The 25931-nt window shown below is 74.4% G+C and carries 21 protein-coding genes, 1 tRNA gene and 1 pseudogene; 10 read left to right on the top strand and 13 right to left on the bottom strand.

Translation table 11 applies throughout. The features are described from left to right. Positions 1–81 precede the first annotated feature (81 nt). Positions 82–174 (bottom strand) — tRNA-Sec (locus tag IE172_RS09115). A gap of 56 nt (positions 175–230) precedes the next feature. Between IE172_RS09115 and selD the strand changes: the two genes are divergently transcribed. Then, complete coding sequence (selD, locus tag IE172_RS09110) at positions 231–1256, top strand: selenide, water dikinase SelD (protein ID WP_190096613.1); 1026 nt, start codon at positions 231–233, stop codon at positions 1254–1256. A 3-nt stretch (positions 1257–1259) separates the two neighbouring features. On the opposite strand, the gene fdh is transcribed toward selD, so the two are convergent. The 3 genes from fdh to IE172_RS09090 all read right to left on the bottom strand — a co-directional run bounded on the left by fdh (position 1260) and on the right by IE172_RS09090 (position 6456). Continuing rightward, positions 1260–4523 (bottom strand): formate dehydrogenase, encoded by a 3264-nt coding sequence (gene fdh, locus IE172_RS09105; RefSeq protein ID WP_229885910.1) that lies wholly within the window; start codon positions 4521–4523, stop codon positions 1260–1262. Positions 4524–4594: 71 nt separating this feature from the next. Further along, positions 4595–5587: an NrfD/PsrC family molybdoenzyme membrane anchor subunit gene (nrfD, locus tag IE172_RS09095; RefSeq protein WP_229885908.1), complete on the bottom strand. Its 993-nt coding sequence runs from the start codon at positions 5585–5587 to the stop codon at positions 4595–4597. Beyond that, complete coding sequence (locus tag IE172_RS09090) at positions 5584–6456, bottom strand: 4Fe-4S dicluster domain-containing protein (RefSeq protein WP_190096611.1); 873 nt, start codon at positions 6454–6456, stop codon at positions 5584–5586. The genes nrfD and IE172_RS09090 overlap by 4 nt, the downstream gene beginning before the upstream one ends. Positions 6457–6803: 347 nt before the next feature. Here IE172_RS09090 and IE172_RS09085 point away from each other — a divergent pair, with 347 nt between their 5' ends. Beyond that, a complete protein-coding gene (locus IE172_RS09085) occupies positions 6804–7160 on the top strand; it encodes a peptidoglycan-binding domain-containing protein (protein ID WP_229885906.1) in 357 nt (118 codons plus the stop codon). Positions 7161–7233: 73 nt separating this feature from the next. On the opposite strand, the gene IE172_RS09080 is transcribed toward IE172_RS09085, so the two are convergent. The 5 genes from IE172_RS09080 to IE172_RS09060 form a co-directional block, all read right to left on the bottom strand. After that, positions 7234–8499, bottom strand: coding sequence for a putative hexosyltransferase (locus IE172_RS09080; RefSeq protein ID WP_229885904.1), 1266 nt, complete (start codon positions 8497–8499; stop codon positions 7234–7236). After that, entirely contained in the window at positions 8496–9794 is a 1299-nt protein-coding gene (locus tag IE172_RS09075) for a glycosyltransferase (RefSeq protein ID WP_190096609.1), read from the bottom strand. Before IE172_RS09075 ends, IE172_RS09080 begins: the two co-directional genes overlap by 4 nt. 170 nt (positions 9795–9964) lie before the next feature. Beyond that, positions 9965–10459 carry a superantigen-like protein SSL4 gene (locus tag IE172_RS09070; RefSeq protein WP_190096608.1) on the bottom strand — a complete coding sequence of 165 codons (495 nt, stop codon included), beginning with the start codon at positions 10457–10459 and terminating at the stop codon, positions 9965–9967. Positions 10460–10470: 11 nt separating this feature from the next. Beyond that, complete coding sequence (locus IE172_RS09065; protein WP_190096607.1) at positions 10471–10977, bottom strand: SigE family RNA polymerase sigma factor; 507 nt, start codon at positions 10975–10977, stop codon at positions 10471–10473. A 243-nt stretch (positions 10978–11220) separates the two neighbouring features. Continuing rightward, a complete protein-coding gene (locus IE172_RS09060) occupies positions 11221–11601 on the bottom strand; it encodes a DUF6479 family protein (protein WP_190096606.1) in 381 nt (126 codons plus the stop codon). Positions 11602–11717: 116 nt separating this feature from the next. On the opposite strand from IE172_RS09060, the gene IE172_RS09055 reads away from it, so the two are divergent. The 3 genes from IE172_RS09055 (at position 11718) to IE172_RS09045 (ending at position 16096) form a co-directional block, all read left to right on the top strand. After that, positions 11718–12089, top strand: a complete 372-nt coding sequence (locus IE172_RS09055) for a four-helix bundle copper-binding protein (RefSeq protein ID WP_190096605.1) — start codon at positions 11718–11720, stop codon at positions 12087–12089. A gap of 117 nt (positions 12090–12206) precedes the next feature. Next, positions 12207–14480, top strand: coding sequence for a serine/threonine-protein kinase (locus IE172_RS09050; protein ID WP_190096604.1), 2274 nt, complete (start codon positions 12207–12209; stop codon positions 14478–14480). A 47-nt stretch (positions 14481–14527) separates the two neighbouring features. Continuing rightward, positions 14528–16096, top strand: a complete 1569-nt coding sequence (locus IE172_RS09045) for a phytoene desaturase family protein (protein WP_190096603.1) — start codon at positions 14528–14530, stop codon at positions 16094–16096. 10 nt (positions 16097–16106) lie between these two features. On the opposite strand, the gene IE172_RS09040 is transcribed toward IE172_RS09045, so the two are convergent. Continuing rightward, positions 16107–17885, bottom strand: coding sequence for a serine hydrolase domain-containing protein (locus IE172_RS09040; protein WP_190096602.1), 1779 nt, complete (start codon positions 17883–17885; stop codon positions 16107–16109). Positions 17886–18035: 150 nt separating this feature from the next. On the opposite strand from IE172_RS09040, the pseudogene IE172_RS09035 reads away from it, so the two are divergent. Next, positions 18036–18341: pseudogene (locus tag IE172_RS09035) on the top strand (TetR/AcrR family transcriptional regulator); the annotation flags it as partial. Positions 18342–18362: 21 nt separating this feature from the next. On the opposite strand, the gene paaK reads toward IE172_RS09035, so the two are convergent. Beyond that, positions 18363–19643, bottom strand: coding sequence for a phenylacetate--CoA ligase PaaK (paaK, locus tag IE172_RS09030; protein WP_190096601.1), 1281 nt, complete (start codon positions 19641–19643; stop codon positions 18363–18365). 239 nt (positions 19644–19882) lie between these two features. Between paaK and IE172_RS09025 the strand changes: the two genes are divergently transcribed. The 4 genes from IE172_RS09025 to IE172_RS09010 all read left to right on the top strand — a co-directional run bounded on the left by IE172_RS09025 (position 19883) and on the right by IE172_RS09010 (position 22393). Beyond that, on the top strand, positions 19883–20125 hold the full coding sequence (locus tag IE172_RS09025; protein ID WP_145870994.1) for a DUF397 domain-containing protein: 243 nt from the start codon (positions 19883–19885) through the stop codon (positions 20123–20125). A 129-nt stretch (positions 20126–20254) separates the two neighbouring features. Then, positions 20255–21151 (top strand): universal stress protein, encoded by an 897-nt coding sequence (locus IE172_RS09020; protein ID WP_190096600.1) that lies wholly within the window; start codon positions 20255–20257, stop codon positions 21149–21151. Between the two features lie 85 nt (positions 21152–21236). Then, the gene (locus IE172_RS09015) at positions 21237–21839 is read left to right on the top strand and encodes a CGNR zinc finger domain-containing protein (protein ID WP_190096599.1); all 603 of its coding nucleotides are present in this window, start codon (positions 21237–21239) and stop codon (positions 21837–21839) included. Positions 21840–21895: 56 nt separating this feature from the next. Beyond that, positions 21896–22393, top strand: coding sequence for a glycosyltransferase family protein (locus tag IE172_RS09010; RefSeq protein ID WP_189558752.1), 498 nt, complete (start codon positions 21896–21898; stop codon positions 22391–22393). A gap of 57 nt (positions 22394–22450) precedes the next feature. Here IE172_RS09010 and IE172_RS09005 read toward each other — a convergent pair whose 3' ends face one another. Together IE172_RS09005 and IE172_RS09000 are read right to left on the bottom strand one after the other, a co-directional pair. After that, complete coding sequence (locus IE172_RS09005; protein ID WP_431995544.1) at positions 22451–24421, bottom strand: N-acetylmuramoyl-L-alanine amidase; 1971 nt, start codon at positions 24419–24421, stop codon at positions 22451–22453. A gap of 242 nt (positions 24422–24663) precedes the next feature. After that, complete coding sequence (locus IE172_RS09000) at positions 24664–25791, bottom strand: aminoglycoside phosphotransferase family protein (protein ID WP_190096598.1); 1128 nt, start codon at positions 25789–25791, stop codon at positions 24664–24666. Positions 25792–25931: the final 140 nt, after the last annotated feature.

The following is a 25931-nucleotide window of genomic DNA, read 5'->3' as shown; positions in this document are numbered from 1 at the left end:
GCTGGAGTTCCTGGACCGGCGCGGACTCACCGAACGGGTCGACGACCGGCACCGGCGCTGCCGTCCCGACGCCGCGGAGGACGGAGGCGGACGGGAATCGAACCCGCCTGCCCGAGATCCTCGGGCACCTCGGTTTTGAAGACCGGGAGGGCCACCAGGCACCCACACGCCTCCACCGCCCGGCCAGGCTACCGGCTCACCCACCCGAACCCCGACAAGGAGCCAGGCACATGCACTCCCCGACCCAGGCGCCCGTACGTCTCACCCAGTTCGCGCACGGCGGCGGCTGCGCCTGCAAGATCCCGCCCGGCGAGTTGGAGGACGTCCTGGCGGGCCTCGCTCCGCCGGCGCCCGTCACCGGTGACACCCCGCTGCTGGTCGGGTCGGCGACCGGGGACGACGCCGCCGTGGTCACCCTGCCCGCGAGCGGCGGGGCCGCGCCCGCGGCCGTCGTCTCCACCGCCGACTTCTTCACCCCGGTCGTCGACGACGCCTACGACTGGGGGCGCATCGCCGCCGCCAACGCCCTGTCGGACGTGTACGCGATGGGCGGGCGCCCGGTCCTCGCCGTCAACCTCCTGGCCTGGCCCCGGGACGTCCTGCCCTTCGACCTCGCCCGGGAGGTCCTGCGCGGCGGGCTCGCCGTCGCCGCCGAGGCCGGCTGCCACGTGGGCGGCGGGCACAGCGTCGACGACCCGGAACCCAAGTACGGCATGGCCGTCACCGGACTGGCGGACCCCGGCAGGCTGCTGCGCAACGACACCGGCCGCCCCGGCGTGCCGCTGTCGCTCACCAAGCCCCTCGGGCTGGGCGTGCTCAACAACCGGCACAAGGCCACCGGTGAGCGGTTCGAGCAGGCGGTGGCCACCATGGTGGCGCTCAACCGCGACGCCTCGGCCGCCGCGCTCGCCGCCGGAGCGGTCTGCGCCACCGACGTCACCGGCTTCGGCCTCCTCGGCCACCTGCACAAGCTCGCCCGCGCCTCCGGCGTCACCGCCGTGATCGACACCGCCGCCGTGCCCTGCCTCGACGGGGCCCGGCAGGCCGTGCGGGACGGCTATGTCAGCGGCGGCACCCGCCGCAACCTGGACTGGGTGACGCCCTCCACCGACTTCGGCGGCACGGACGAGGACACCCGCCTGCTCCTCGCCGACGCGCAGACCTCCGGCGGGCTGCTGGTGGCCGGCGAGGTGCCCGGCGCGCCGGTGATCGGCGAACTCGTCCCGAGAAGCACTCACACCGTCGTGCTCAGGTGAGCCTCACATCGCGGTGCCGGTCTCCTCGTCGATGCCCGCCCGCCGCCGGTAACGGCGCACCAGCTCCGGGGCGGCCGGTCCCCTCGGGCGGCGCCCCGGCCGGATGTCGACCGCCAGCGCCTTCGCCTCCTGGATGTGCGTGTTGGGGTCGAGGGACAGGTGCAGCAGTTCGTTGGCCGCGTCACCGGTGCTGTAGCCGTTGGGGCCCCAGTGGTAGGGCAGCCCCACCTGGTGCAGACGCCGGCCGTGCACGGTCAGCGAGGGCATGCGGTCGGTGACCAGCACCCGTGCCTCGATCACCGCGCGGGCGCTGACGATCGTCGCCCAGCCGGTGTGTTCCAGACCGCGCTCGGCCGCCAGCTCGGGCGACACCTCGCAGAAGAACTCCGGCTGCAACTCGGCCAGGTACGGCTGCCAGCGGGACATGCCGCCCGCCGTGTGGTGTTCGGTGAGCCGGTAGGTGGTGGCCACGTAGGGGAACACCTCGCTGCCCGGCTCGCCGCCGCTCGGCTGGTAGCGGTTGTCCGGGTGCGGCGGCCGCAGCAGATGCCGTACGGGGTTGCGCTGCCGGCCGTACAGGAGGTTCGGGAACGGCGAGTCCTGCGGCTCGTAGTGCGTCGGCAGCGGCCCGTCGGTGAGGCCGGACGGCACGTACAGCCACGCCTTGCCGTCGTCCTGCATGATGAACGGGTCGGTCCCGGACAGCGCCTCGGGGCCGGACGCGCCCTCCGGCGGCCGGTGTCCGGGGGCCTTGCCCTTCTGGAAGTCGGGGACGTCGTGTCCGGTCCACTCGCCCCGCTCCGCGTCCCACCACACCAGCGCCTTGCGCTCGCTCCACGGCCTGCCCTCCGGGTCGGCCGAGGCACGGTTGTACAGCACCCGGCGGTTGGCGGGCCAGGCCCAGCCCCACTCCGCGGCCACCCAGTCCTGCTCCCCGCCCGGCCTGCGGCGGTCCGCCTGGTTGACGCCCTCGGCGTGCACCCCGCAGTAGATCCAGCAGCCGCAGGAGGTGGAGCCGTCGTCCGCGAGCTGGTCGTAGCCCGACAACGGGTTGCCGTCGGCGTCCCGGCCGTTGATCTCGGCCAGCACCGCCTCGGCGTCCGGCTCGGCGAGCTCACCGGACGTCGGGTAGTCCCACGTCAGGTCGAGCAGCGGCCGGTCCATCGGATCGGTGGACGCGGCGAGCTTCTCCCGGATGATCCGCCCGAGGTGGAAGGTGAACCACAGGTCGCTGCGCGCCTCGCCGGGCGGCCGCACCGCCTGGTGATGCCACTGCAGCAGCCGCTGGGTGTTGGTGAAGCTGCCGTCCTTCTCCGTGTGCGCGGCGGCCGGCAGGAAGAACACCTCCGTGCCGATGTCCTCCGTGCGCAGCTCGCCCGTCTCGATCTCCGGGCCGTCCTTCCACCAGGTGGCCGACTCGATGAGCGAGAAGTCCCGTACGACGAGCCAGTCCAGGGCGGCCATGCCCAGGCGCTGGAGCTTGGCGTTGCCGGAGCCGACCGCCGGGTTCTCGCCCATGAGGAAGTAGCCCTTGCACGTGCCGTCCAGCTGGGCCATGACCGTCTCGTACGTGGAGTGCGAGCCGGTGAGCCGCGGCAGGTAGTCGAAGCAGAAGTCGTTCTCCGCCGTCGCCGCGTCGCCCCAGTACGCCTTGAGCAGGCTCACCAGGTAGGCGCGCATGTTGCCCCAGTAGCCCTTGGGCGCGGCGTCGGCCCGCACGAAGGTGTCCAGGCGCTGGTCGCGGTGGGCGTAGGGCATCGGGATGTAGCCGGGCAGCAGGTTGAACAGGGTGGGGATGTCCGTCGACCCCTGGATGGAGGCGTGGCCGCGCAGTGCGAGGATGCCGCCGCCGGGCCGGCCGATGTTGCCGAGCAGGCTCTGCAGGACGGACGCCGCCCGGATGTACTGCACACCGACCGTGTGCTGGGTCCAGCCGACCGCGTACGCGAGGGCGGTGGTGCGGTCCCGTCCGGAGTTCTCGGTGACCATGTCGCACACCTGGCGGAACACGTCCTGGGGGACACCGCAGATCCGTTCCACCATCTCGGGCGTGTAGCGGGCGTAGTGCCGCTTGAGGACCTGGAAGACGCAGCGGGGGTGGGTCATCGTCTCGTCGGACTCCGGCCGACCCTCCGGGATGGTCGCGCCGCCGGAGCCGTGGGACTCGCCGTGTGCCGCGTCCGAGACGTCGGGGGCGGAGGCGTCACGCCGGTCGAATTGAGGATCGCGCTGCCCCGAGGCGGCCTGCACGTCGACGCCCTGGTACTGCCAGGTGGCGGGGTCGTAGCCGCGGCCCTCGGGGTCGAGCCCGGAGAACACCCCGTCGAGGTCCTCGGTGTCGCGGAAGTCCTCGCGCAGGATCACCGGGCCGTTGGTGTAGGCGGCCACGTACTCCCGGAAGTAGGCGCCGGTGCGCAGGACGTGGTTGATGATCCCGCCGAGGAAGGCGATGTCCGACCCCGCCCGCAGCGGTACGTGCACGTCGGCCATGGCGCTGGTGCGGGTGAACCGCGGGTCGACGTGGATCACCTTCGCCCCGCGCGCCTTGGCCTCCATCACCCACTGGAACCCCACCGGATGGCACTCGGCCATGTTGGAGCCCTGGATGAGGATGCAGTCGGAGTGCTGCAGGTCCTGCTGGAAGGTGGTCGCGCCGCCGCGGCCGAACGAGGTTCCCAGACCGGGAACGGTGGAGGAGTGTCAAACACGCGCCTGGTTCTCGATCTGCACGGCGCCCATCGCGGTGAACAACTTCTTGATGAGGTAGTTCTCCTCGTTGTCCAGCGTGGCCCCGCCCAGGCTCGCGACGCCCAGGGTGCGGCGGGTGCGGGTCTCGTCGACCTCCCACTGCCAGCCCGCCCGGCGGGCCTCGATCACCCGGTCGGCGATCATGTCCATCGCCGTGCCGAGGTCGAGGCGCTCCCAGTCGGCGCCGTGCGGCCGCCGGTACAGCACCTGGTGCTCGCGCGCGCTCCCGGTGGTCAGCTGCAGACTGGCCGAGCCCTTGGGACACAGCCGGCCGCGCGAGATCGGGGAGTCGGGGTCGCCCTCGATCTGGGTGACGCGCCCGTCCTGCACGTACACGTTCTGGCCGCAGCCGACGGCGCAGTACGGACACACCGACTTCACGACCCGGTCCGCCGTGGCGACCCGGGGCGCGAGCCGTTCGCTCGGTCCGCTCTTGGCGGCGGCTCCGCGGCCCAGCGGGTCGGTGCCCTTGAGCTGGCGGTAGACCGGCCAGGAATCGATCCAGGTGCGCACGCCCATGACGTCTGCCTTTCCGCGCTGCTACGCGACTGCCCGGGCGGAGTACCCGCGCCTCCGTGCTTCAATCGGGGTCACCCGGCCTCCTCGGGTTTCCCGGTCCGTGACCGGGCTGCCAGCCGCTCCCGCTGAGGTACGACCGTGTACCGGGGGTCCTCGGCCGACGCCACGCCGGCGTGGAACACGCCGAGCCGCAGCGCCGCGGATCCGGCCAGCAGGGCCGTGCCCGCGAGGGCCGCGCACACCCGGCCGCGGCGGTGCGCGAGGGCCGCGAGCAGGGCACCGCCGGCGGTGAGCCCCTCCGCCGCGCGCAGCCACCCGCGGGGCCGGCCGCTGTCGTACGTCTCGGCCGCGAGTCCCATGTTCCGCTTCATCAGCCGGAAGGCGCCCAGTTCGAGCACCGCGCCCAGGACGGCCGTGCGGCGGGCGGGGCCGGTCTGCCCGGGCGGTGCGGCGGCCAGGGCCCAGCCGGCCGCCGCGGTGGCGGCGGAGCCGGCGAAGACGAACGGCATCTCGCGGTACCCCTCGTGCCACGAGGGGACCGCGGTGTCGCAGATCAGCACGGCGGTGTACGTCGCGACCGCCGGGGCGAGCGCGGCGGCGGACGCCGTGGCGGCGGCACCCGCGATCCGGTACCGGCCCGCGACGTCGGCGGCGGCCGCGGCCATCGTCAGCGGCGCGTAGGCCGCGAGCAGCCACGACCCCACGCTCATCGGGGAGGTCGGCTTGAAGACGCGGAGCATGTTGAGGAAGCGCGCCGGGCGGCCCAGATCGTGCACCAGCGCCGCCAGCGACAGGGTGATCGCTCCCGCCGAGCCGAGCTTCGCCGTGCGGGCCAGCGCCGGCCGGGCGGTGACGTCTGCCCCCGCGGCCAGCAGCGACGACGCCCCGGCGAGCCCGCCCAGCCAGAGGTAGCCGGCGACGTCCAGCGGCTGCCACTCCGGCCGCTTCAGGACGGGCCGGCCGTAGTAGGAGGCGAACTCGGCGTCCGGCACCATGGCCCGTTCGCCGCGCCCCCGGCGACGGCGCCGGCCGCCGTTCGGGCCGCCCCGCGTGACCTCGCTCATCGTGACCTCCCGGCGAAACCGGCGGCGGCCAGCGCGGCGAGCGTGGCGGCGGCCGCGGCGGCGTGCCGCCACATGCCGGCCAGATCGCGTGTGGTGACCACCGGATCGGGCGGCAGCCCGTACACCTCCGGCTCGTCCAGCAGCAGGAAGAACGCGCCGTCGCCCCCGACCCCGTCCTGCGGGTCCTCCCCGTACAGGCGGGCGTCGCCCTCCCCGGTGGCGTGCAGGTGCGCGACCCGGTCCGCCGCACGCTCCCGCAGTTCCTCCAGCGGGCCGAACTGGATGGAGTCGGTCGGGCAGGCCTTGGCGCACGCCGGTTCCATGCCGACGCCGAGCCGGTCGTAGCACAGGGTGCACTTCCAGGCGCGTCCGTCGTCGGGCCGCCGCTCGATGACACCGTAGGGACAGGCGGACACGCAGTAGCCGCAGCCGTTGCAGATGTCCTCCTGCACGACGACCGTGCTGAACTCGGTGCGGAACAGCGAACCGGTGGGGCACACGTCGAGACAGGCGGCGTGCGTGCAGTGCTTGCACACGTCGGACGACATCAGCCAGCGCACCTGGTCGCCGCCGGGGGAGCCGGCGAGATCCCGGGCGGCGTCGAAGACGTCGACGTCCTCGTGGCCGCCGGGGGCCGCCGGCACCCGCTGCTCGATGAAGGCCACGTGGCGCCAGGTGCTCGCGCCGAGGCCCTGCGTGTTGTCGTACGACATGCCGGTCAGTTCGAGACCGTCCTCGGGGATCGCGTTCCACTCCTTGCACGCGACCTCGCACGCCTTGCAGCCGATGCACACCGAGGTGTCGGTGAAGAACCCCATGCGCGGCGGCGGATCGGCGTGCCCCGCTTCGCGCGCGACGTCGTCCGTCATACGGAACCTCCCGTGTCGGCCGCCCTCGGGTGCCCCCGCCGGGCCCGGCCGAAACGACGGGCGGGCGGACGCCCGCGGGTCCCGGTCGCGGTGCCGGCGCCTCCTCGGGCGCAGGTGCGACGGCGTACGTCGGACCGGCGGTGTACAGCGCTGGTTGGAGGTCGCCGGCGGGTACCGCCCGTGGTGTGGGGCGAGGTCGGCCCGTCGTGTGACGATCCGCGGCCGCGCGCTGCGTAGCGTCGTTCCCGGCACGGCGGACCGGTACCACCCGGCACCGGCGTGCGGCGTCCGGACCGATGTGGAGCCCGACGGGGGAGCCCGGTCCGGGGCCGGAAGAGGAGACGACCATGCGTATGAGCAAGGCGATCACCACCGCGGTCCTGTCCGCCGCCCTGGCCGGCGGTGCCCTGGCCGCCGCTCCGGCGGCCCTGGCCCAGCCGGCGACCGCCGCCGCGGACTACGACTGCGGCAAGGTCTGGTACTCCGGCACCGCGCTGACCAAGTACGGCCACAGCGGCAACCGTGTCGTCGAGGTGCAGTGTCTGCTGTGGCTCCACGGCTACAACCTCGCACGGGACGGCCAGTTCGGCGACACCACGTACAGCAGGGTGCGGGCCTTCCAGAAGAAGGCCTTCCCGAACAACTCCGCCGAGTGGGACGGCCAGGTCGGCCCGAAGACCTGGGCCAAGCTGCGCGCCTTCTGACCGGGGGCCAGAGGGGCGGGGCCGGGGCTGCACACCCCGGCCCCGCCCCTCACCCGCCGGCACCACCGCCGGGCTAGGGCACGCCGAGCTCGAACAGGACATACCCCGCGTACGAGCCGGAGGCGAGGGCCGCCGTGCCCAGGACGGTGAGCAGCGAGGGCCACTTCAGCCGGCTCATCGCCACGGCGAGGGGAACGAGGACGGGGAACAACGGGAGGAGGTAGCGGGAGACGTTGCCGAAGTACTGCTGGGTGGCCATCACCATCAGGTACGACAGCACCGTGTACACGACGAGCACGGCGGGCGGACGCAGCCGCGCCAGCAGCACGGTCAGCACCGGCACCAGCAGCACCACCCCGACGCCGATCGTGTCCTCCATCGGCATCGCGAACAGGTAGTCGAAGTGACCCACGGGTACGGACGTGAGCACGTCGAAACTGTGCCGGCCGAAGTCGAACGTGTGGCCCCACGCGCCTTCCTGGAGCTTGCTGTAGCCGCCCCAGTCACCCATCCGGTGGCCCACCCAGCCCAGATGGCCGACCGCGCCCAGCGGGGCGATCAGCACCGCGGCCAGCGGACGCCGTACGCCCTCCCGGCGGCGGAGCACCGCGAACAGTCCGGCGACCGCGAGCGCGGCGACCAGGGTCACCGCGGTGGGCCGGGCGAGCCCGGCGGTGAAGGTCAGCACCCCGGCGGTGAGCCAGTGGCGGGTCATCACGGCGTAGCAGGCCCAGGCGGCCAGCGCCGTGTAGACGGACTCGGAGTACACCGCCCACTCCGCACCGGAGCCGGGCCACACCGCCCACAGGCCGGCGGCGACCAGACCGGCCCGGTACCCGCCCAGCCGGGCGGTGACGGCGTGGATGCCGAGCGCCGCGACGAAGGAGAAGACGACCGACACGGTCATGCCGGCGCCGTACGGGCCGAGTCCGGTGAGTTCCGAGACGATCCGCATCAGCGCCGGGTACAGGGGGAAGAACGCGGCGGAGTTGCCCTGGAGGGTGATCATGCCGGTGGCGCCGGGGACCGGTTCCAGCGCCGGGTCGTAGCCGTGCAGGGCGATCTGCTGGTACCACCAGCCGTCCCAGCTGCCCAGCACGTCCCAGGGATGCGCGCCGCCGCCGAACCGCGGATGCTTCTCCCGGAAGTCGCCGGCGGAGTCCAGCAGGAACATGAAGACGGCGAAACCCGTGAGCTTCAGCGCCCCGTACACCGCGAACACCGGACCGCAGTACGCGGCGGCCCGGCGCAGCCGCTCGCGCCGGGAGGGGGCGACCGGAGGCGAGGCGTCGGGGAGGACCGCGGCCGGGCCGGACCCGGGTGCGGCGACGGTGGTCATGAGGCGGAGGATCCTGTCGTACGGCGGGCGCGGTGGCCGGGGAACACCCAGGCCCGCAGGAGGAGGAAACGCAGCAGGGTCGCGGCGAGGTTGGCGGCCACCAGCGTCAGCAGCTCCACGCGCCGGTCCGCGCCGGGCGCGGCGCGGTGCAGGACGGCCAGCGAACCGCTGGTGAGGGCGAGGCCGGCCAGGAAGGCCGCCAGCCCCTTGAGCTGATGGCGCAGCGCCCCGCCCCGCCCCCGCACCCCGAAGGTGAGCCGGCGGTTGGCGGCCGTGTTGGCGACGGCGGCGGCCAGCAGGGCGAGCGCGTTGGCCGCCTGGGCGCCCGCGGCGGGCCGCAGCGCGAGGAAGAGCAGCAGGTGGAACAGGGTGCTGGCGGCACCGACGGCGGCGAAGCGGAGCAGCTGGGGGAGCAGGGCGGGCGGCAGTCCGGCCGCCGCGTCGAGCCCTTCGGCGCGGTGCAGCGCGGCCAGCGGCAGCCGGCCCCGGGTCAGGGCACGCCCCAGCCGGGCCATGCCGCGCAGGTCGGCCAGGGCCGTGGCGAGGATGTCGACGCGGCTGTCGGGGTCGTCCACCCAGTCCACCGGCACCTCGTGGATGCGCAGCCCGGCGCGTTCGGCGATCACCAGCAGTTCGGTGTCGAAGAACCACTCCCGGTCCTCGACCAGCGGGAGCAGCCGTTCGGCGACGTCACGCCGTACGGCCTTGAATCCGCACTGGGCGTCGGTGAACCCCACGGCGAGGGTGCCCCGCAGCAGCCCGTTGTAGCAGCGGGAGATGATCTCGCGCCGGGGCCCGCGCACCACCCGGGAGCCGCGTGCCAGCCGGGTGCCGATCGCGATGTCCGAATGCCCGGAGATCAGCGGGGCCACCAGCGGCAGCAGGGCCGCGAGGTCGGTGGACAGGTCCACGTCCAGATAGGCGAGCACCGGGGCGGGCGACCGCGACCAGGCGGTGTGCAGGGCGCGGCCGCGTCCCCTCTCGGCCAGCCGCAGCCATCCGGTCCCGGGCAGCTCCCCGGCCAGCCGTTCGGCGATGAGCGGGGTGCGGTCCGTGCTGGCGTTGTCGGCGACGGTGATCCGGAAGGGATACGGGAACGTCCCGGCCAGGTGGGCGTGGAGCCGGCGGACGCAGCGCTCGAGGTCGTTCTCCTCGTTGTGCACGGGCACCACCACCTCCAGGACGGGGTCCGGGTGGTGCGGGGGCAGCGGGGCCCGGCGCGGCAGGGTTTCCCGGGCCGCGGACGCGGCGGTCGTGCGGCAGCCGGCCGGGGCCGGCCGCTTCGCGGTTCTCATGACGGGTCTCACGGTCTCCTTGGGCGCACGGCACGGCGGGGCCCTGGTGGGGCCCGTGAGGGCATGCCGGAGGCACCCGGTCGCTGGTCGGGTGAAGTGGTCCCGGGACGGACGGGCCCCCGGGGGTGAGCCGGGGACGGCACCCCGGGCGGGAGGCGCGGGTACGGGCGTCAGCCGCTGCGGGCCGTCGTGGAAGGGCTCTCCGCCTCCTCGGTGGACGGTGGTGTGCTCGGCGCCCGCGTGGGGAGCGGCGGCGAGGACGGAGTGGCCGTCGCCGAGGGGGTCGCGCCGGGCGTGCCGGACGGGGGGAAGGTGGGTGTGCCGCCGGAGCCGGGCGCCGTGGTCCCCGGCACGCCCGTGGGCGGGAGCGAGGTGCTGGGGGCGGTGGCCGTCGGGAGCGGGGACGGCGGGGGCGACGTCGGACTCGTCGCCGGCGGGGGCGGCCGGTCGGCGGGCAGGGAGCGGGAGCCGGTGCCGGGCAGCAGCGACAGTCCGATGCTCAGCCCGGCCACGGCGAGGGCCGAGCCGCCGGCCCGCCACAGCACCCGCGACCGGCGGCGCACCCGGATCCCCTGGTACAGCCGGGCCCGCTGCCCGGGCTCGAAGGGGGCGTGCCGCCGGCCGTCGCGCATCATGCGCGTCAGCTCGCGCTCGAAGTCGTCCATCGCTTCTCCCCTCATCCCACGGGCCGTACGGAGTCGGACAGGATCTGCCGCAGCCGCGCCACTCCGCGCGAGGCGTGGGAGCGGGCCGTGCCGACCGGGCAGCCCAGGGCCCGGGCGACCTGGCTTTCGGGCAGGTCCTCGCAGTAGCGCAGCACCACCGCGGCCCGCTGCCGCGGCGGCAGCAGGGCCAGCGCGGCCTCCAGCCGCGAGCGTTCCGCGACGGCCGCGGACACATCGCCCGGCCCGGCCCGGTCGGGCAGCTCTCCCACCGGGCGTTCGCCCCACCAGCGCCGGCGCGCCGAACGTGCCGCCATCCGCACCAGCACCTGGCGCACATACGCCTCCGGTGCCTGCTCGGCGACCCTCGGCCACGCGAACCACAGCTTCACCAGGGCCTCCTGGACCAGGTCCTCGGCACGCTGGCGGTCGCCGCCGGTGAGCAGCCGCGCGACATGGAGCAGCGCCGACCAGCGCGCGGCCACGAACTCGTCGAAGCCGTCGGCCCGAAACCGCTCCATCCCCACCGTCCCGCCTGCGACAACCCCTTACACCCACACAAAGACTCGGGACCCGGCGGAACGATGCACCCGAAGGCTGTGATCCACCTCACTGCCGGACATGCGAAAGGGCGGGCCGTGCGCCCATGACCGCCTTCCGGCGATCGATGGGGCGCACGGCCCGCCCTGTCCTGCCTGCCCGCGGGCGGTCACCTTCCGGCTCCCTCCCGCGGGGGCCCGGTGGTGTCCGCGGGGGCGGAACGGTCAGTGACTGCCCGGTCCGCCGCTGCCGAACGACCCGCTGCTGCCGTCGTCCCAGCGGGGCCGTTCCTGTGAGGCACCGGCGCGGCTGCCGGCGTTGCCGTGGCCGTTCAGCTCGTGCGGCGTCAGCCGCTCGTCGCTTCTGGGCACCTCGTCCGGCTCGCGCCGCTCCCGTACCTCGTGGACCGGTCCGCCCTCGGGCATCCGCGGCTGTTCCTCGGGCCGGGGCCTGCGTGTCGTGCTGTTCCTGGTCCGGCGGCTGCCGAAGGCGAACATGCCGATCAGCAGGGCCACCACCACCAGGGCCGCCGCGCCCAGGCCGATACCGAGCGCGCCGCGGCTCGCCGCGAGGTCTGCCGTCTCCATCCATGAGGTGTTCGTCATGGCTCGCGGGTACCCCCGCTCCCGGGCGTGAACCCGCTCGCCCCGCCGCGGCGACGCCCGCGCCGTCCGAGCGCCGAACGACGTTTGGCCGCCGGGGCGGCGGCTACCCGCGCTCTGTGACGACGACATCGCAGGAAGAGCTGTTCCGGTTCCTGGAGGACCGGTTCGCCTGCGCCCAGGCCTGCACCGAGTGCGCACGGGCCTGCGCGACGCGGGCCAGTCTGGTGGATCCCGACGGAACCGAGAACCAGGAACTGGTACGGCGCAAGGGCATCATGTGCGCGGAGGTCTGCGACGCGACCTGCCGTGTGCTGTCCGAGCAGAACCAGGTGGACGAGGAGACCATCCGCGTCCAGGTCGAGTGGTGCCGGCAGATGTGCCTGGAGAGCGCTCAGGTGTTCGACGGGCACGCCGGGGCGGAGGAGACCGCTGAGGCCTGCCGCGCCTGCGCCCGGGCCTGCACCGAGTTCCTCGCCACCCTCGCCTGACCGGCCCCCGGGTTCCGGGGCCACGCGTCCGGCACCGTACAGAACCGGGCGACTTGTCGCCATACTGGACGGGCCAGGGGAGGGCGCGGCGGACTGCGACGGGGGCGGGCGGAGGAGATGGGGGACAGCAGGCTGATCCACGGCCGGTACCGGTTGCTCGACCGGATCGGGCGCGGCGGCATGGGGGAGGTCTGGCGGGCACGGGACGAGTCACTGGGCCGGCACGTCGCGGTGAAGTGCCTCAAGCCCGTCGGGGCGCAGCACGACCAGTCGTTCGGCCGCGTGCTGCGCGAGCGGTTCCGGCGCGAGGCCCGGGTGGCGGCGGCCCTGCAGCACCGGGGGATCACCGTCGTGCACGACTTCGGCGAGTCCGACGGCGTGCTGTACCTGGTGATGGAACTGCTCCAGGGCCGCAACCTCAGCCAGCTCCTGGAGGACAACAAACAGCATCCGCTGCCGGTCGAGGAGGTGGTGGAGATCGCCGGGCAGGTCGCCGCGGCCCTCGCCCACACCCACGACCAGGGCATCGTGCACCGTGACCTGAAGCCCGCGAACATCGTGCGGCTGGACGACGGCACGGTGAAGATCTGCGACTTCGGCATCGCCCGGCTCGGGCACGACATCGGCTTCACCTCCCGGCTGACCGGCACCGGCGTCGCCATGGGCACCCCGCACTACATGTCGCCCGAGCAGATCAGCGGCTCCGAGGTCGACCGGCGCAGCGACCTGTACTCCTTCGGATGTGTGCTCTACGAGATCGCCACCGGGGTACCGCCGTTCGACCTCGACGACGCCTGGGCGATCCTCGTCGGCCACCGCGACACCCCGCCCCTGCCGCCGCGGGGTCACCGCGCCGACCTGCCCGAGCGCCTGGAGCGGATCATCCTGGACCTGCTGGCCAAGGAGCCCGGTGCGCGGCCCGACAGCGCCCGGGAACTCGCCGACCGGATCGGCGGGCTGCGGTCCGCCCCCGCCGTGGTGGCGGCCGGGACGGGCCTCACCGGCCCGCCGGGGAAGGCCGGCGGGACCGCCGGAACGGTGCGCGTGGAGGAACCCGCGCGGGCGGGCCGCGCGGGCCGCCTGCCGTCCTGGACGCGCGGCATGACCACCGGCCGCAAGGCCGCCGGTGCCGCTCCCGCCACCTCACCCCCCGACCCGGCCGCCGGCCTGTCCGGCGAATGGATCGCCCGCCCCGACACCGGTCCCCGGCCGCAGCCCGTCACCGAGGAGCGGCCGGCCCCGGCGGCCGAGGCGCTGACCGCCCTGGCGGGGCGGCACAGCGCGGGCCTGAGCCTGGGACGCCTCGGCCGCTGGACGGAGGCGGGTGAGGTGCACCGCGCGGTCGCCGCCGAACGCGAGCACCTCCTCGGCCCGGAACACCCCGACACCCTCGCCAGCCGCTACGAGGTCGCGTTCGCCCTGAGCCGCACCGGCCGCGCCGCCGACGCCCTGCGCGCGTACAAGCACGTGGCCGGGGCCCGTATCCGCGCGCTCGGCGCCGACCACCCCGACACCCTGGCGGCCCGTCAGGAGATGGCGTACGTCCTCGCCCAGCTGGGCCGGTCCCTCGACGCCCACCAGGTCTACCTGTCGGTGCTCGCCGCCCGCGAGCGGACCATGGGGCCCGAGCACCCCGACACCCTGCGCTGCCGCCACAACCTCGCCTTCAACCTCAGCCGGCTCGGCCGCCTGGAGGACGCGTACGCGATGGCGTGCGAGGTGGCCGAGGCCCGCGCCGGGGTTCTCGGACCCGAGCACCCCGACACCCTCGTCACCCGCCACGAGGTCGCCTACACCCTCGGCCGGCTGGGCCGCTGGGAGGAGGCCCTGGAGACCTACCGGGAGGTCGCCGGGGCCCGGGCCGCCGTCCTCGGTCCCGACCACGCCGACACCCTCGCCGCCCGCTACGAGATCGGCATCGGCCTGGGACGGCTCGGCCGCACCGGTGAGGCCCTCGACCTGTACCGCGGCCTCGTCGAGGACCGCACCCGCGTACAGGGGCCCACCCACCCGGAGACCCTGCGTGCCCGGCACGGCATCGGAGTCAACCTCGGCCGGTTCGGCCGCTGGGTGGACGCCCTCGCCGAATCCCGCGAGGTGTGCGCGCTGCGCGAGCGGGTCCTCGGCGCGGACCATCCGGACACGCTCGTCAGCCGCCGCGAGGTCGCCGTGGGCCTCGGCTGGCTGGGCCGCTGGGCGGAGGCCCTGGCCGAGTACCGGGACGTCGCCGACGCCCGGGAGCGGATCCTCGGCGCGGACCACCCCGACACCCTCGCCGCCCGCAGCGACGAGGCGCACTGCCTGGAGCGGCTCGGCCGCGGCGAGGAGGCCGCCGAGCTGCACCGCAGGGTGGCGGCCCCGCGTCGGCCCGGAGCGGCCGGAGGGGCGTGACGGCACCGCGCCTGGCCGGTGCGGATCACCGCGTGTTACGAAGGACCATGAACGCAGCCGAGGGACCCCGGACGTACGACGCCGTCATCGTCGGCGCAGGCCACAACGGCCTCGTCGCCGCCGCCTACCTCGCCCGGGCCGGGCGCTCCGTACTGGTGCTGGAGCGGCTGGACCACACCGGCGGCGCGGCGGTCTCCACCCGCCCGTTCGCCGGCGTCGACGCACGGCTCTCCCGGTACTCGTACCTGGTCAGCCTGCTGCCCCGGAAGATCGTCCAGGATCTGGAGCTCGACGTCCGGCTGCGCACCCGCACCATCTCCTCGTACACCCCCACCGAACGCGGCGGGCGGCACACAGGGCTGCTCGTCGGCGGCGGCGAGCGGCGCACCCGCGAGGCGTTCGCCCGGCTCACCGGCTCCGACCGCGAGTACCGGGCCTGGCAGCGCTTCTACGACATGACCGGCCGCGTCGCCCGCCGCGTCTTCCCCACCCTCACCGCACCCCTGCCCACCCGCGAGGAACTGCGCCGCACCGTCGACGACGAGGAGGCCTGGCGGATCCTCTTCGAGGAACCCCTCGGCATCGCGATCGAGGAACGCTTCGCCGACGACCTGGTGCGCGGCGTCGTCCTCACCGACGCCCTCATCGGCACCTTCGCCGACGCCCACGAACCCTCGCTCGCGCAGAACCGCTGCTTCCTCTACCACGTCATCGGCGGCGGGACCGGTGCCTGGGACGTGCCGGTCGGCGGCATGGGCGCCCTGACCGACGCGCTGGCCGACGCGGCCCGCGCCGCCGGGGCGGTCCTCGCCACCGGCCACGAGGCGGTGCGCGTCGACACCGACGGCCGCACGGCCGAGGTCACCCACCGCACCGCGGCCGGTGAGGGCGTCGTCGGCGCGCGGCACGTCCTGGTCAACGCCTCCCCGCGGGAGCTCGCACGACTGACCGGCGACACGCCCCCGCCGCCGGCCGAGGGCGCCCAGCTCAAGGTGAACATGCTGCTGGAGCGGCTGCCCAGGCTCCGCGACAGCTCCGTCGACCCGCGAGAGGCGTTCGCCGGCACCTTCCACATCGCCGAGGGGTACGGGCAGCTCGCCGCCGCCCACGCCCAGGCCGCCGCCGGTGAGCTGCCCGCCGCACCGCCCTCCGAGATCTACTGCCACTCCCTCACCGACCCGACGATCCTCGGCCCGGACCTGGCCGCGCGGGGCCACCACACACTCACCCTGTTCGGACTGCACACCCCCGCGCGGCTGTTCGAACGGGACAACGAGGCCGTGCGCGAGGAACTGCTGACGTCGACCCTCGCCCAGCTCGACGCCCACCTGGCCGAACCCCTCGCCGGCTGCCTGGCCACCGACGCCGACGGACGCCCGTGCCTGGAGGCCAGGTCCCCGCTGGACCTGGAACGCGACCTCGGGCTGCCCGGCGGCAACATCTTCCACCGCGAGCTCTCCTGGCCCCACGCCCAGGAGGGCACCGGACGCTGGGGCGTGGAGACCCGGCACGCCAACGTCCTGCTGTGCGGCGCGGGCGCGGTGCGGGGCGGCGGGGTGAGCGGCGTACCGGGACACAACGCGGCCATGGCGGTCCTGGAGGCGGGGCGGGTCTGACGGAGCCGGGTCAGTCGGCCGACCGCGTCCACCCCCGCGCCCGCACACGCGCCGCGTCGGCCGGGCGCGTCTCGTCGAACAGCCGGCCGCCGGGGCCCTCGACGCGCAGGGTGCCGACGTAGGCGCCGCGTCCGACGTACAGCCGGTCCGTCGTGTACCGCCAGCGCAGGGTGAGGTCCCGTGCGGCGGGCAGGGCGGCGGTCAGTTCGTGCCAGACCCGCCCGGACCAGCCGGTGGCCGTGCCCGACGGGTGCGTCTCCGGTCCGGCGTCGCGGCGCACGGTGGTGAACGGCACCGGCTGCCAGCCGGCGCCGCCGTCCGTGGACGCCTCCAGGGCGAGGACGTCGGCGCGGGGCTCCGTGTCCCACCACAGCGGGCAGCGCAACCGGGCCCCGCCCGGGGAGGTGTCCAGCGCGGGCAGGGTGAGCGTGGCCGTGGCCGCACTCGCCATCCCCGAGAACCACGCGGTGCGGCCCCGGGCCGGCCGGACCGGCACGGCGCGGGCCAACTGGTTCGCCGCGGCCACCCGGGGTGCCGAACCGGAACGCCAGCCGCGCACCGGGTGGACGGAGTTGCCCAGCACCACGAGGAACGAGTCGGTCGTCGGGTCCAGCACCAGGGACGTTCCGGTGAAGCCGGTGTGGCCGGCCGTGCGCGGGGTGGCCATCGCGCCCATGTACCAGTGCTGGTGGAGCTCGAAGCCCAGGCCGTGCCCGTCGCCGGGAAAGGCGGTGTTGAAGTCCGTGAACATCAGTTCCACGGACTCCCGCGCCAGGATCCGCGCCCGGCCGTAGGCACCGCCGTTGAGGAGGGTCCGGCCGAGGACCGCCAGGTCCCAGGCGTCGGAGAACACCCCCGCGTGGCCGGCGACCCCGCCCAGGCTGTGGGCGTTCTCGTCGTGCACCTCACCCCACACCAGCCCCCGGTCCAGGCCGGACCACGGTCTGCGGGCGTCCTCGGTTGCGGCGATCCGGGGCTTCCAGGAGGCGGGAGGGTTGTAACGGGTGCTGCGCATGCCCAGCGGGCCGGTGATCTCCTCGCGCAGGAGGACGTCGAGGGGGCGGCCGGTGACCTGCTCCAGGACCAGTTGCAGCGAGATCAGGTTGAGGTCCGAGTAGCGGTACACCGTCCCGGGCGGACCGGTCGGCGCCTCGTCGAGGACGAGCCGCACCTTCTCCTCGTACGTGGGCGCGTCGTACAGCGGGATCCAGGCGCGGAAACCCGACGTGTGGGTCAGCAGGTGACGGAGCGTCATGTCCTGCTTGCCCGCGCGGCCGAAGTCCGGGAGGTACGAGGCGACGGTCGCCTCCAGTTCCAGCCGGCCCCGTTCGATCTGCTGCACGGCGAGGATCGAGGTGAACAGCTTCGACACCGACGCCAGGTCGAAGACGGTGTCCTCGGCCATCGGGATCTGCTGGTCCGGCGGGAACTCCACACCGCTGTCGGTCTCCTCGTCGTACGCCCGGTAGCGCACCGCCATGCCGATGGGCCGGTGCAGCGCGACGGTGCCGCCGCGCCCGGCGAGCAGCACCGCCCCCGCGTACCAGGGGTGCTCGGGGGAGGGGGCGAGGAACGCCTCGGCGTCGGTGACCAGTTGCCGCAGCGGGGCGGACAGCAGGCCGGCGCGGCGCGCCGATCCGTGCCGCAGGGCCGGCCCGCCGCCCCGTGCGGGTGCGGCCGCCGACGCGGGGTCGGCCGGCAGGGCCGCGAACGCCAGCGCGCCCCCCAGGGCCAGTGTGCCCGCGCCCAGTTGACGCCGGGTGATGCCTCTCGCCCCTTCGTCCGCCATCAGGTTCCTCCCGTGTCGGGCCCCCGCGCGAGGGCTGAAGGAATTTTTCGAGGACCGCCGTGCGGGTGAAACTTTCCTGTCATGGGCGGCCGGTGTCAATGGGACGCGCGTGGCCGCCCGAGGTGCCCCGGCCGGCAGGTCTAGGCGACGCTGATGCGCGAACTGGTCAGCCGTACCGCCTCGTTCCGCACCGGCTGTCTCGCCCTTCTCGAACTCCGGCTGGAAGCCACCCGCCGGCCCGGACTGCGCCAGGTGCTCACCGAACGGGTCAGGGCCGACATGGAGGCCAACGTCCGCCACCACGAGGGCTCCGGTCTCCCCGGTGACGCGATGGCCGTCAGGCTGCTCCACCTCACGCTCAACTGGCTGATCGTCGAACAGCTCACCCTGCCCGGCGTCTTCACGCCGGAAGAGCGCGACGGGCTGGTGCGGGCCGCGGTCGAACGGATCGTGGCCGACGGGTGGCCCGCCCGCTCCTCACTCCCGCTCCCGCAGATCCACGATCCGGCGGATCTTCCCCATCGACCGCTCCACCGTCTCCGGGTCGACGATCTCCACGTCCACCGAGACCCCGATGACGTCCTTCACCGCCGCCACGATGGACCGCGCGGCCGCGTCCCGCGTCACCTGGTCCGCGCCGGGACGGGCCTCCGCACGGACCGTGAGCGCGTCCAGACGGCCGCGCGTGGTGAGGCGCAGCTGGAAGTGGGGTGCCACGCCCGGGGTGCGCAGCACGATCTCCTCGATCTGCGTCGGGAAGAGATTCACCCCGCGCAGGATCACCATGTCGTCGCTGCGCCCGGTGACCTTCTCCATCCGCCGGAACACCCGGGCGGTGCCCGGCAGCAGCCGGGTCAGGTCCCGCGTCCGGTACCGCACGACGGGCATCGCCTCCTTGGTGAGCGAGGTGAGGACCAGCTCGCCCCGCTCCCCGTCGGGGAGGACCTCACCGGTGAGCGGGTCGACGACCTCCGGGAAGAAGTGGTCCTCCCAGATGTGCAGTCCGTCCTTGGTCTCCACGCACTCCTGCGCGACACCCGGACCGATCACCTCCGACAGCCCGTATATGTCGACCGCGTCGATCGCGCACCGCTCCTCGATCTCCTGCCGCATCCGCTCCGTCCACGGCTCGGCCCCGAAGATGCCCACGCGCAGGGACGTCGAGCGCGGATCGACACCCTGCCGCTCGAACTCGTCGAGCAGGGTGAGCATGTAGGACGGTGTCACCATGATGACCGACGGTTTCAGGTCCTGGATCAGTGTGACCTGCCGGGACGTCATGCCACCGGACGCCGGGACCACCGTGCAGCCGAGCCGCTCGGCGCCGTAGTGGGCGCCCAGACCGCCGGTGAACAGGCCGTACCCGTACGCCACGTGGAGCACGTCGCCCGGCCGGCCGCCCGCCGCCCGGATCGAGCGGGCGACCAGGTCCGCCCACAGGGACAGGTCGCCCTCCGTGTAACCGACCACCGTGGGGCGGCCGGTGGTGCCGCTGGAGGCGTGGATACGGCGGACCCGGTCGCGCGGCACGGCGAACATCCCGTACGGGTAGTGGTCCCGCAGGTCCGCCTTGGTGGTGAACGGGAAGCGCGCCAGATCGGCCAGGGAGCGGCAGTCCTCCGGCCGGACGCCCGCGTCGTCGAAGGACTTCCGGTAGAACGGCACGTGGTCGTACGCGTGCCGCAGTGAGGCCCGCAGCCGTTCCAGCTGGAGCGTCCGCAGGCCCTCGGGGTCGAGCCGCTCCGCCACGTCCGTCATCACACCCGCACCTCGCAGTCGCTCCGATCCGGACGACCGATCATTCGGTCGATCCTCCGGCATCAGTAAGTCAGGCCACCGGCACCCGGGGCAAGAGCGTGACCCCGGCCTTTTCCGCGCGGCGGCCGTGGGGCCCTCGCCGCGCCCCCGCCGCCCACCGGTACTTCCTCCACGGCCTGTCGGCGGCCGGACCCGGTCGCTAGGCTGACCGCGGACGACGAATCGGGAGGAGCACGGACGTGGCCGAGAGCACCACCCAGCAGCGCCCGCTCACGGGCTGGGACAAGCCGGACCTGGACCTGAGCAACGCGCAGTGGCAGTCCAGCAGTCGAGGCAGGGGGGATGTCCAGATCGCCTTCGTGGAGGGATTCATCGCCATGCGCAACAGTGGCCGCCCGGAGAGCCCTTCCCTGATCTTCACCCCCGCCGAATGGGGCGCGTTCGTGTCCGGGGCCCGGGAAGGGGAGTTCGACCTGACGTGAGCCGCGGCCACCGCGGGACGTGTTCCGCGCGTTTTTCCGGACACGCGAGCTGAAGTGCCGAAACCGGGCCGTGCCTGAGTCAGGCTGGCCCGCGGAAGGCGAAGGTCCGTACTCCGGAGGCGAGCAATGATGAGTACCCAGCCGGTCGTCGCGGCGGTCGACGGTTCGGAAGACAGCCTGCGTGCCCTGGAGTGGGCCCTCGACGCCGCCCGCCGGCGCGAGGCCCCGCTGCGGATCGCGCACGTGCGCCAGTACGCCCCCTGGGCGCAGCCCGAGGCGCCGGCGGTCGCCGACCCCGACGAGGACCCGGTCCTCCACCAGGTGCGCGCACACCTGGCGAAGCAGGACGCCCTCCCGGCCGTCGAGTACGTCGCCCTGGAGGGGGCGCCCGGCGCGTTGCTGCCCGAGATGGGGGCGACGGCCGGACTGCTGGTGCTCGGCTCGCGGGGGCGCGGTGGTTTCGCGAGTCTGCTGCTCGGCTCCAATTCGCTGGCGGCGGCCCGGGACGCCGAGTGCCCCGTCGTCGTGGTGCCCCGCCCGGGACCGGACGACGACGGGGCGCCCGTCCGGCCCGGCCGGCCCGTGGTGGCCGGCATGAACGCCGACAGCCCCGACGAGGCCACGCTCGGCTTCGCCTTCGCCGAGGCCGCGCTGCGCGGTGGCCGGCTGCGGATCGTCGTCGCCTATCCGTGGCCGCTGCAGACCTGGATGCTGCCGGGGGAGTTGCCGCCCCCGCACATCGACCAGGACGCGGTCGAACACGAGACGAGGATCCTCGCCGACGGGTTCCTCGCACCGCACCGGGGACGGCACCCCGGTGTCACGGCCGAGGTCGTGGTGCTGCCGGGGGATGCCGCGGGCCACCTGGTCGAGGCGTCCCGGGACGCGGAGCTGGTGATCGTGGGACGACACCGGCGCCGTCTGCTGGCGCCCGCCCGGATGATGGGGTCCGTCACCCAGGCGGTCCTGCTCCACGCGGAGAGCCCGGTGGCGGTGGTCCCGCCGAGTCCGGCGGAGGGCTCGTGACCGGGCACGTCCCCACGCCGGGACGGCCCGTACCGCCGGTGAGGGGGCGGTCGGGGGGTGAGGGCGCGCCTCTATCATCGGGTGCATGCGGGACCCGATCAGCAGGGACGCCCAGCTCGCGCTGGACCTCGTCCTCACCATCCGCCACGACGGCGCCGGCGGAGTCGCCGACGACCTGACCGACCCCGCCGCCCTCACCGCCTGGGTCCACGCGCACCCCCGCACGCTCGCCGCCACCGCGCGCTACACGGCCGACCCCCACGGCCTCACCGCCGTCCGCGACCTGCGCGGCGCCGTGCGAACCCTGTTCGCCCACGCCGTCCGTCCCGCGCCGCCCGGCCCCGCGGACAGCGCCCGCCTCCTGACCGTCCCCGAGGCGCTGCGGCGCGTGAACGAGGCGGCCGCCCGCACCCCCACCGTCCCGGTCCTCACCTGGGACGAGGGCGGGGACCCCGTCGTACGGCGCCGGCCCGTCCCGGACGGCGGGGACCACCTGACCGCGGTGCTGGCGCGGGCCGCCATCGGGTTCCTCGCGAGCCCCGAGCGGGAGCGGCTGCGCGCCTGCCACGCCCCGCGCTGTGTGCGCTACTTCCTCAAGGAACACCCGCGTCAGGAGTGGTGCAAGCCGTCCTGCGGCAACCGCGCCCGGGTGGCCCGCCACCACGAGCGGCACCGGCGGGCGGGGTAGACCCACGGGCCTCGCCCGAGCGTCCGCATGCCGGTCCGGGCACGTACCATGGCGGCATGTCGTTCCTCCGCCGCCGCAGTGCCACGCCCGCCGGGCCCGACTTCGACGTTCTGGCCATGGACCCGGGCGACTGGCCCGGCAATCTGGGCGCCGGGCTGCTGCCCGCCCCCGACGGAAGCTGCCAGGGTGTCTTCCTGCGGTACGACCTGTTCGGCGGCCGCGGCCCGGCGATGATCATCGGCAATCTGCCCGAGGGCTCCCCGGCCCGGGAGGTCCCCGAGGGTGAGGTCCCCTTCGAGGTCGGGCAGCTGCTGCTGGCGCTGGAGAACGACGAGGAGGTGACCGTCGTCGGCACCGAGGACGTGCCGGTGATGCAGGGCGACAACCTGCTGATCGTGCGCCGCGTCAAGCTGTCCGAGGGCCGGATCTCCTGTGTGCAGTTCGACCGCAGCGACAACGTCCTGGTGACCATCGCCGCCTGGGACCGCCCCATCACCGACGACCTGTACGCCCTCCTCAAGCCCCTGCCCGCGGAACTGTTCCAGCAGGGCTGACACCCGGGGCCGGATTCCGACGGAACCCGGCCCCGTACCGTCACGCCCGCCGCGCCGTTACGACGACTCGACCGTCACGTCCGCCGCCCGCACGAAGCCGACCCGGTGGCCGAACTGGATCTCGTAGTACTGGTCCTCGCCCCGCACCACCCGGTGCGACGCCCCGTCGAAGGCCACCGCGTAGTAGTACTCACCGGGCACCTTGCCCCCGGTCACGTACTTCTGGCCCTTCAGCACCGTGTACGGCAGCGGTGACACCGTCTGCGCCGGCACGCCCTCCGGGTAGGCCTCCTTCTCCGGGTACGCCCTGCCGTACACGGGCACGGACTCGAGTCCCTCCCTCGGGGTGACGACCCGGGCCTTGGCGGGCACCGCGGTGGGCTGCTTCGCCGGGTTCCTGAACCACGCCTTCTGGCCGAGGTACCAGATGGCGGTCCAGTCGCCCCACCGGCCGGCGACCGCGTACTGCTGCCCCGTGGAGACCCGGGAGGACAGGTCGTTCACCCCGGTGGTCGGCGCCGAGCCGAGGCCGACGTCCCTGATCAGCGGGGAGCTCTCGTCGTGGTCGGAGTACAGTCGCACCGCGCTGGACCCGTGCGTCGCGCAGGGCTCGCCCGCGCTCGCGCAGCCGGTGAAGACCGGCCGGTTGACGGCGTAGTCGGGCCGGACGGTGACCACGCCGGAGTTCCGGCCGGCCGTCGCCTCCAGGGGGCGGCCCAGCAGGTCGAAGTAGTGCCGCCAGTCCCAGTACGGTCCCGGGTCGGTGTGCATGCCGGGGACGGTGGCCGCGGTCGGTCCCGGCACCGTGTCGTGGCCGAGGATGTGCTGCCGGTCCAGCGGAATGCGGTACTTCCCGGCCAGGTACTTCACCAGCCGGGCCGAGGACCGGTACATCGCCTCGGTGTACCAGGCGTCCGGCTCCGCCAGGAAGCCCTCGTGCTCCAGACCGATCGATCCGGCGTTGACGTACCAGTTGCCCGCGTGCCAGGCCACGTCCTTCGCCTTCACGTGCTGGGCGATGTGCCCGTCGGTGGAGCGCAGACTGTACTGCCAGGACACGTAGGTGGGGTCCTGCACCATGTCGAGGACGCCCTCCCAGGCGCCCTCCGTGTCATGGACGACGATGTACCGGATCGGCTGCGAGGCGGGCCTGTTCCCCAGGTCGTGGTTGCCGTAGTCGCCGTCCCCGAACTCCTCGTACGGTGCCGGGATCCACTCGCACGACACGGTCCTCGGGCACTCCGTCCCGGCGGCGGAGGTCCCCCGCAGTCCGGCACGGCCCAGGGCCGAGGTGTCGGGCACCAGGCCGGGGCGGGCGGCCAGCGCGACGCGCTGGCCCGCGTCCGTGACCCGTGCCTCGCCGGCCCGGATCACCTCGAACACGTCGTTCGCGTACGCGGCGGCCGTCGCGCTGTCGTCGGCGCCGGAGAAGAGCGCCACGGCCGCGTACCAGTGGGCCGGGTCGTCGCTCCCCGGCACACCCACCCGCCGCTGTGCCTCGGCCAGCAGCGCGGCGCCGCCCGCCACGTTCGCGGCGGGGTCCTCGCGCAGCCGCTCGGGGCTGAGACCGGTCAGCCGGGCCGCCTCCGGCAGTGTGGTCAGCCGGTCCGGCAGGTCGGTGGTGCGCGGCGCCCGCGTCTCGGGACGCGGCCGCGGTCGGGCGTCGTCGCCGCGGGGGTCCTCCGTGCCCTCGCTGTGGTGCCCGGACGCGGCGAGCGCGGTACGGGCGTCCGTGAGGTGCATCGGCCCGTAGCCGCCGGTCACGCTCGGCGCCCCGCCGTGCGCGTCCCACCGGGACTGCAGATAGGAGACGCCCAGCAGCACGCTCTGCGGCACGTCGTAGCGGGCGGACGCGTCGGCGAACGCCTGCTGGAGGCCGGAGGCGGCCGGCGGGGCGGGAGCGGGCGCGGCGCCCAGCAGGGGCAGCGTCAGCGCGGCGGCGGCGAGAGCGCGCAGGACGATGGGGGCCCTCCCGCTCAGGGGGGTCCGGCCGGTCGCGCGGGCGGGGTCGGTGGGGGGTGGTCGCAATGCAGCCTCCTGGAGCGGACGGGCACGGAACGCCGTGTGGAGCCGAGCGGTGCGAGTCAGTGCTACCGGTCGGCTGACCGTCCGTCAATCATGCTCAGGGGCGTGCATCGTCCGCCTGGCCGGGGCCTGCGGTGCGTCAGTGGCGTACACCAATGGTCCCCCGGGGTGGAGGTGGCGCGGCCCGTCGGGCCCGGGGTTCCTCCCTCGTTCGACTGCCCGCCGCCACGGGCAGTCGAACGGGTTCAGCGGGTGCCCACCGCCGCGCGCACGGCCCGCCGGGCGAGCTGGCAGTCGTCGTGCAGGCGGCGCAGCAGCAGCCGCTGCTCCTCGCCGGAGGGCGCGCCGCCGGGGTGCGTGGCCGGGGCCGCGTCGTGCATCGAGCGCTGCACCGCCGTCTCGTAGGTGCGGATCTCCCGGGTCAGCACCAGCATCAGGTTCACCAGGAAGGCGTCCCGCGAGGCGGGGCCGGCCGACTGGGCGATCTGACTGATCTGGCGGCGGGCCACCGGCGCGTCCCCGAGGACCGACCACAGCGTCGCCAGGTCGTAGCCCGGCAGGTACCAGCCCGCGTGCTCCCAGTCCACCAGCACCGGGCCGGCCGGTGAGATCAGGATGTTCGACAGCAGCGCGTCGCCGTGGCAGAACTGGCCCATGCCCTGGCGCCCGGTCGCCAGCGCGATGCCGTGCAGGAGTTTCTGCAGGTCGCCGAGGTCCCGGTCGGTGAGCAGCCCCAGCTCGTGGTAGCGGGAGATGCGAGCCGCGTAGTCCAGCGGCGCGTCGAACGTCCCGGCCGGCGGCCGCCAGGAGTTCAGCCGGCAGATCGCGCCGAGTGCCGCCCTGATGTCCGCCCGCGGCGGCGCCTCCGCGGGGTGCCGCTGGAGCGACGCCACCCGGCCGGGAAGCCGCTCGATCACCAGCGTGCAGTTGTCCGGATCCGCCGCGATCAGCCGGGGCGCCCGCACAGGGGGGCGGTGCCGGACGAACGAGCGGTATGCCGCTATTTCGTGGCGGATCCGCTCGCTCCACGCGGGGGAGTGGTCCAGTAAGCACTTGGCCACCGCGGTGCTGCGCCCGGTGGTGCCGACCAGGAGGACGGACCTGCCGGTGCGGCGCAGCACCTGGACCGGCGCGAACTCCGGGCAGATGCGGTGCACCGAGGCGAGCGCGGTGCGCAGCTGGGCGCCCTGCGGACCGGACAGGTCGAGCCTCCCGCTGAGCGGCTGGGTGCCCGCTCCCGCCGTGCGCCGTGCGCTGCCCGCGCCGAGGACGGGGGCAGCCGGACGCGCGGGAGCGAGGTAGGGGCCGCTGTCCGACGGACGGGGGCGCAGCGGCCGGGGCGGGGCGGACACGGAGGACGATGCTGCGTACATGGGTGATACAGATCCCTTCGTGTGCCTGCGACGTCAGTGCACCACCCGGCCCGGCCGCCCGGGCGCACCCTGGGGGAATGCCCCTGCGGCGACGGGGTCGTGGTGGCGCGTTCCTACTCGACACCGGATGGCCCCTGGCA

The organism is Streptomyces griseoflavus, from assembly GCF_014649995.1.
In the GTDB taxonomy this organism is placed as follows: Bacteria; Actinomycetota; Actinomycetes; order Streptomycetales; family Streptomycetaceae; genus Streptomyces; species Streptomyces griseoflavus.
The sequence above is the reverse complement of the archived record's forward strand: the minus strand, read 5'-3'. Positions and strand labels throughout refer to the sequence as shown.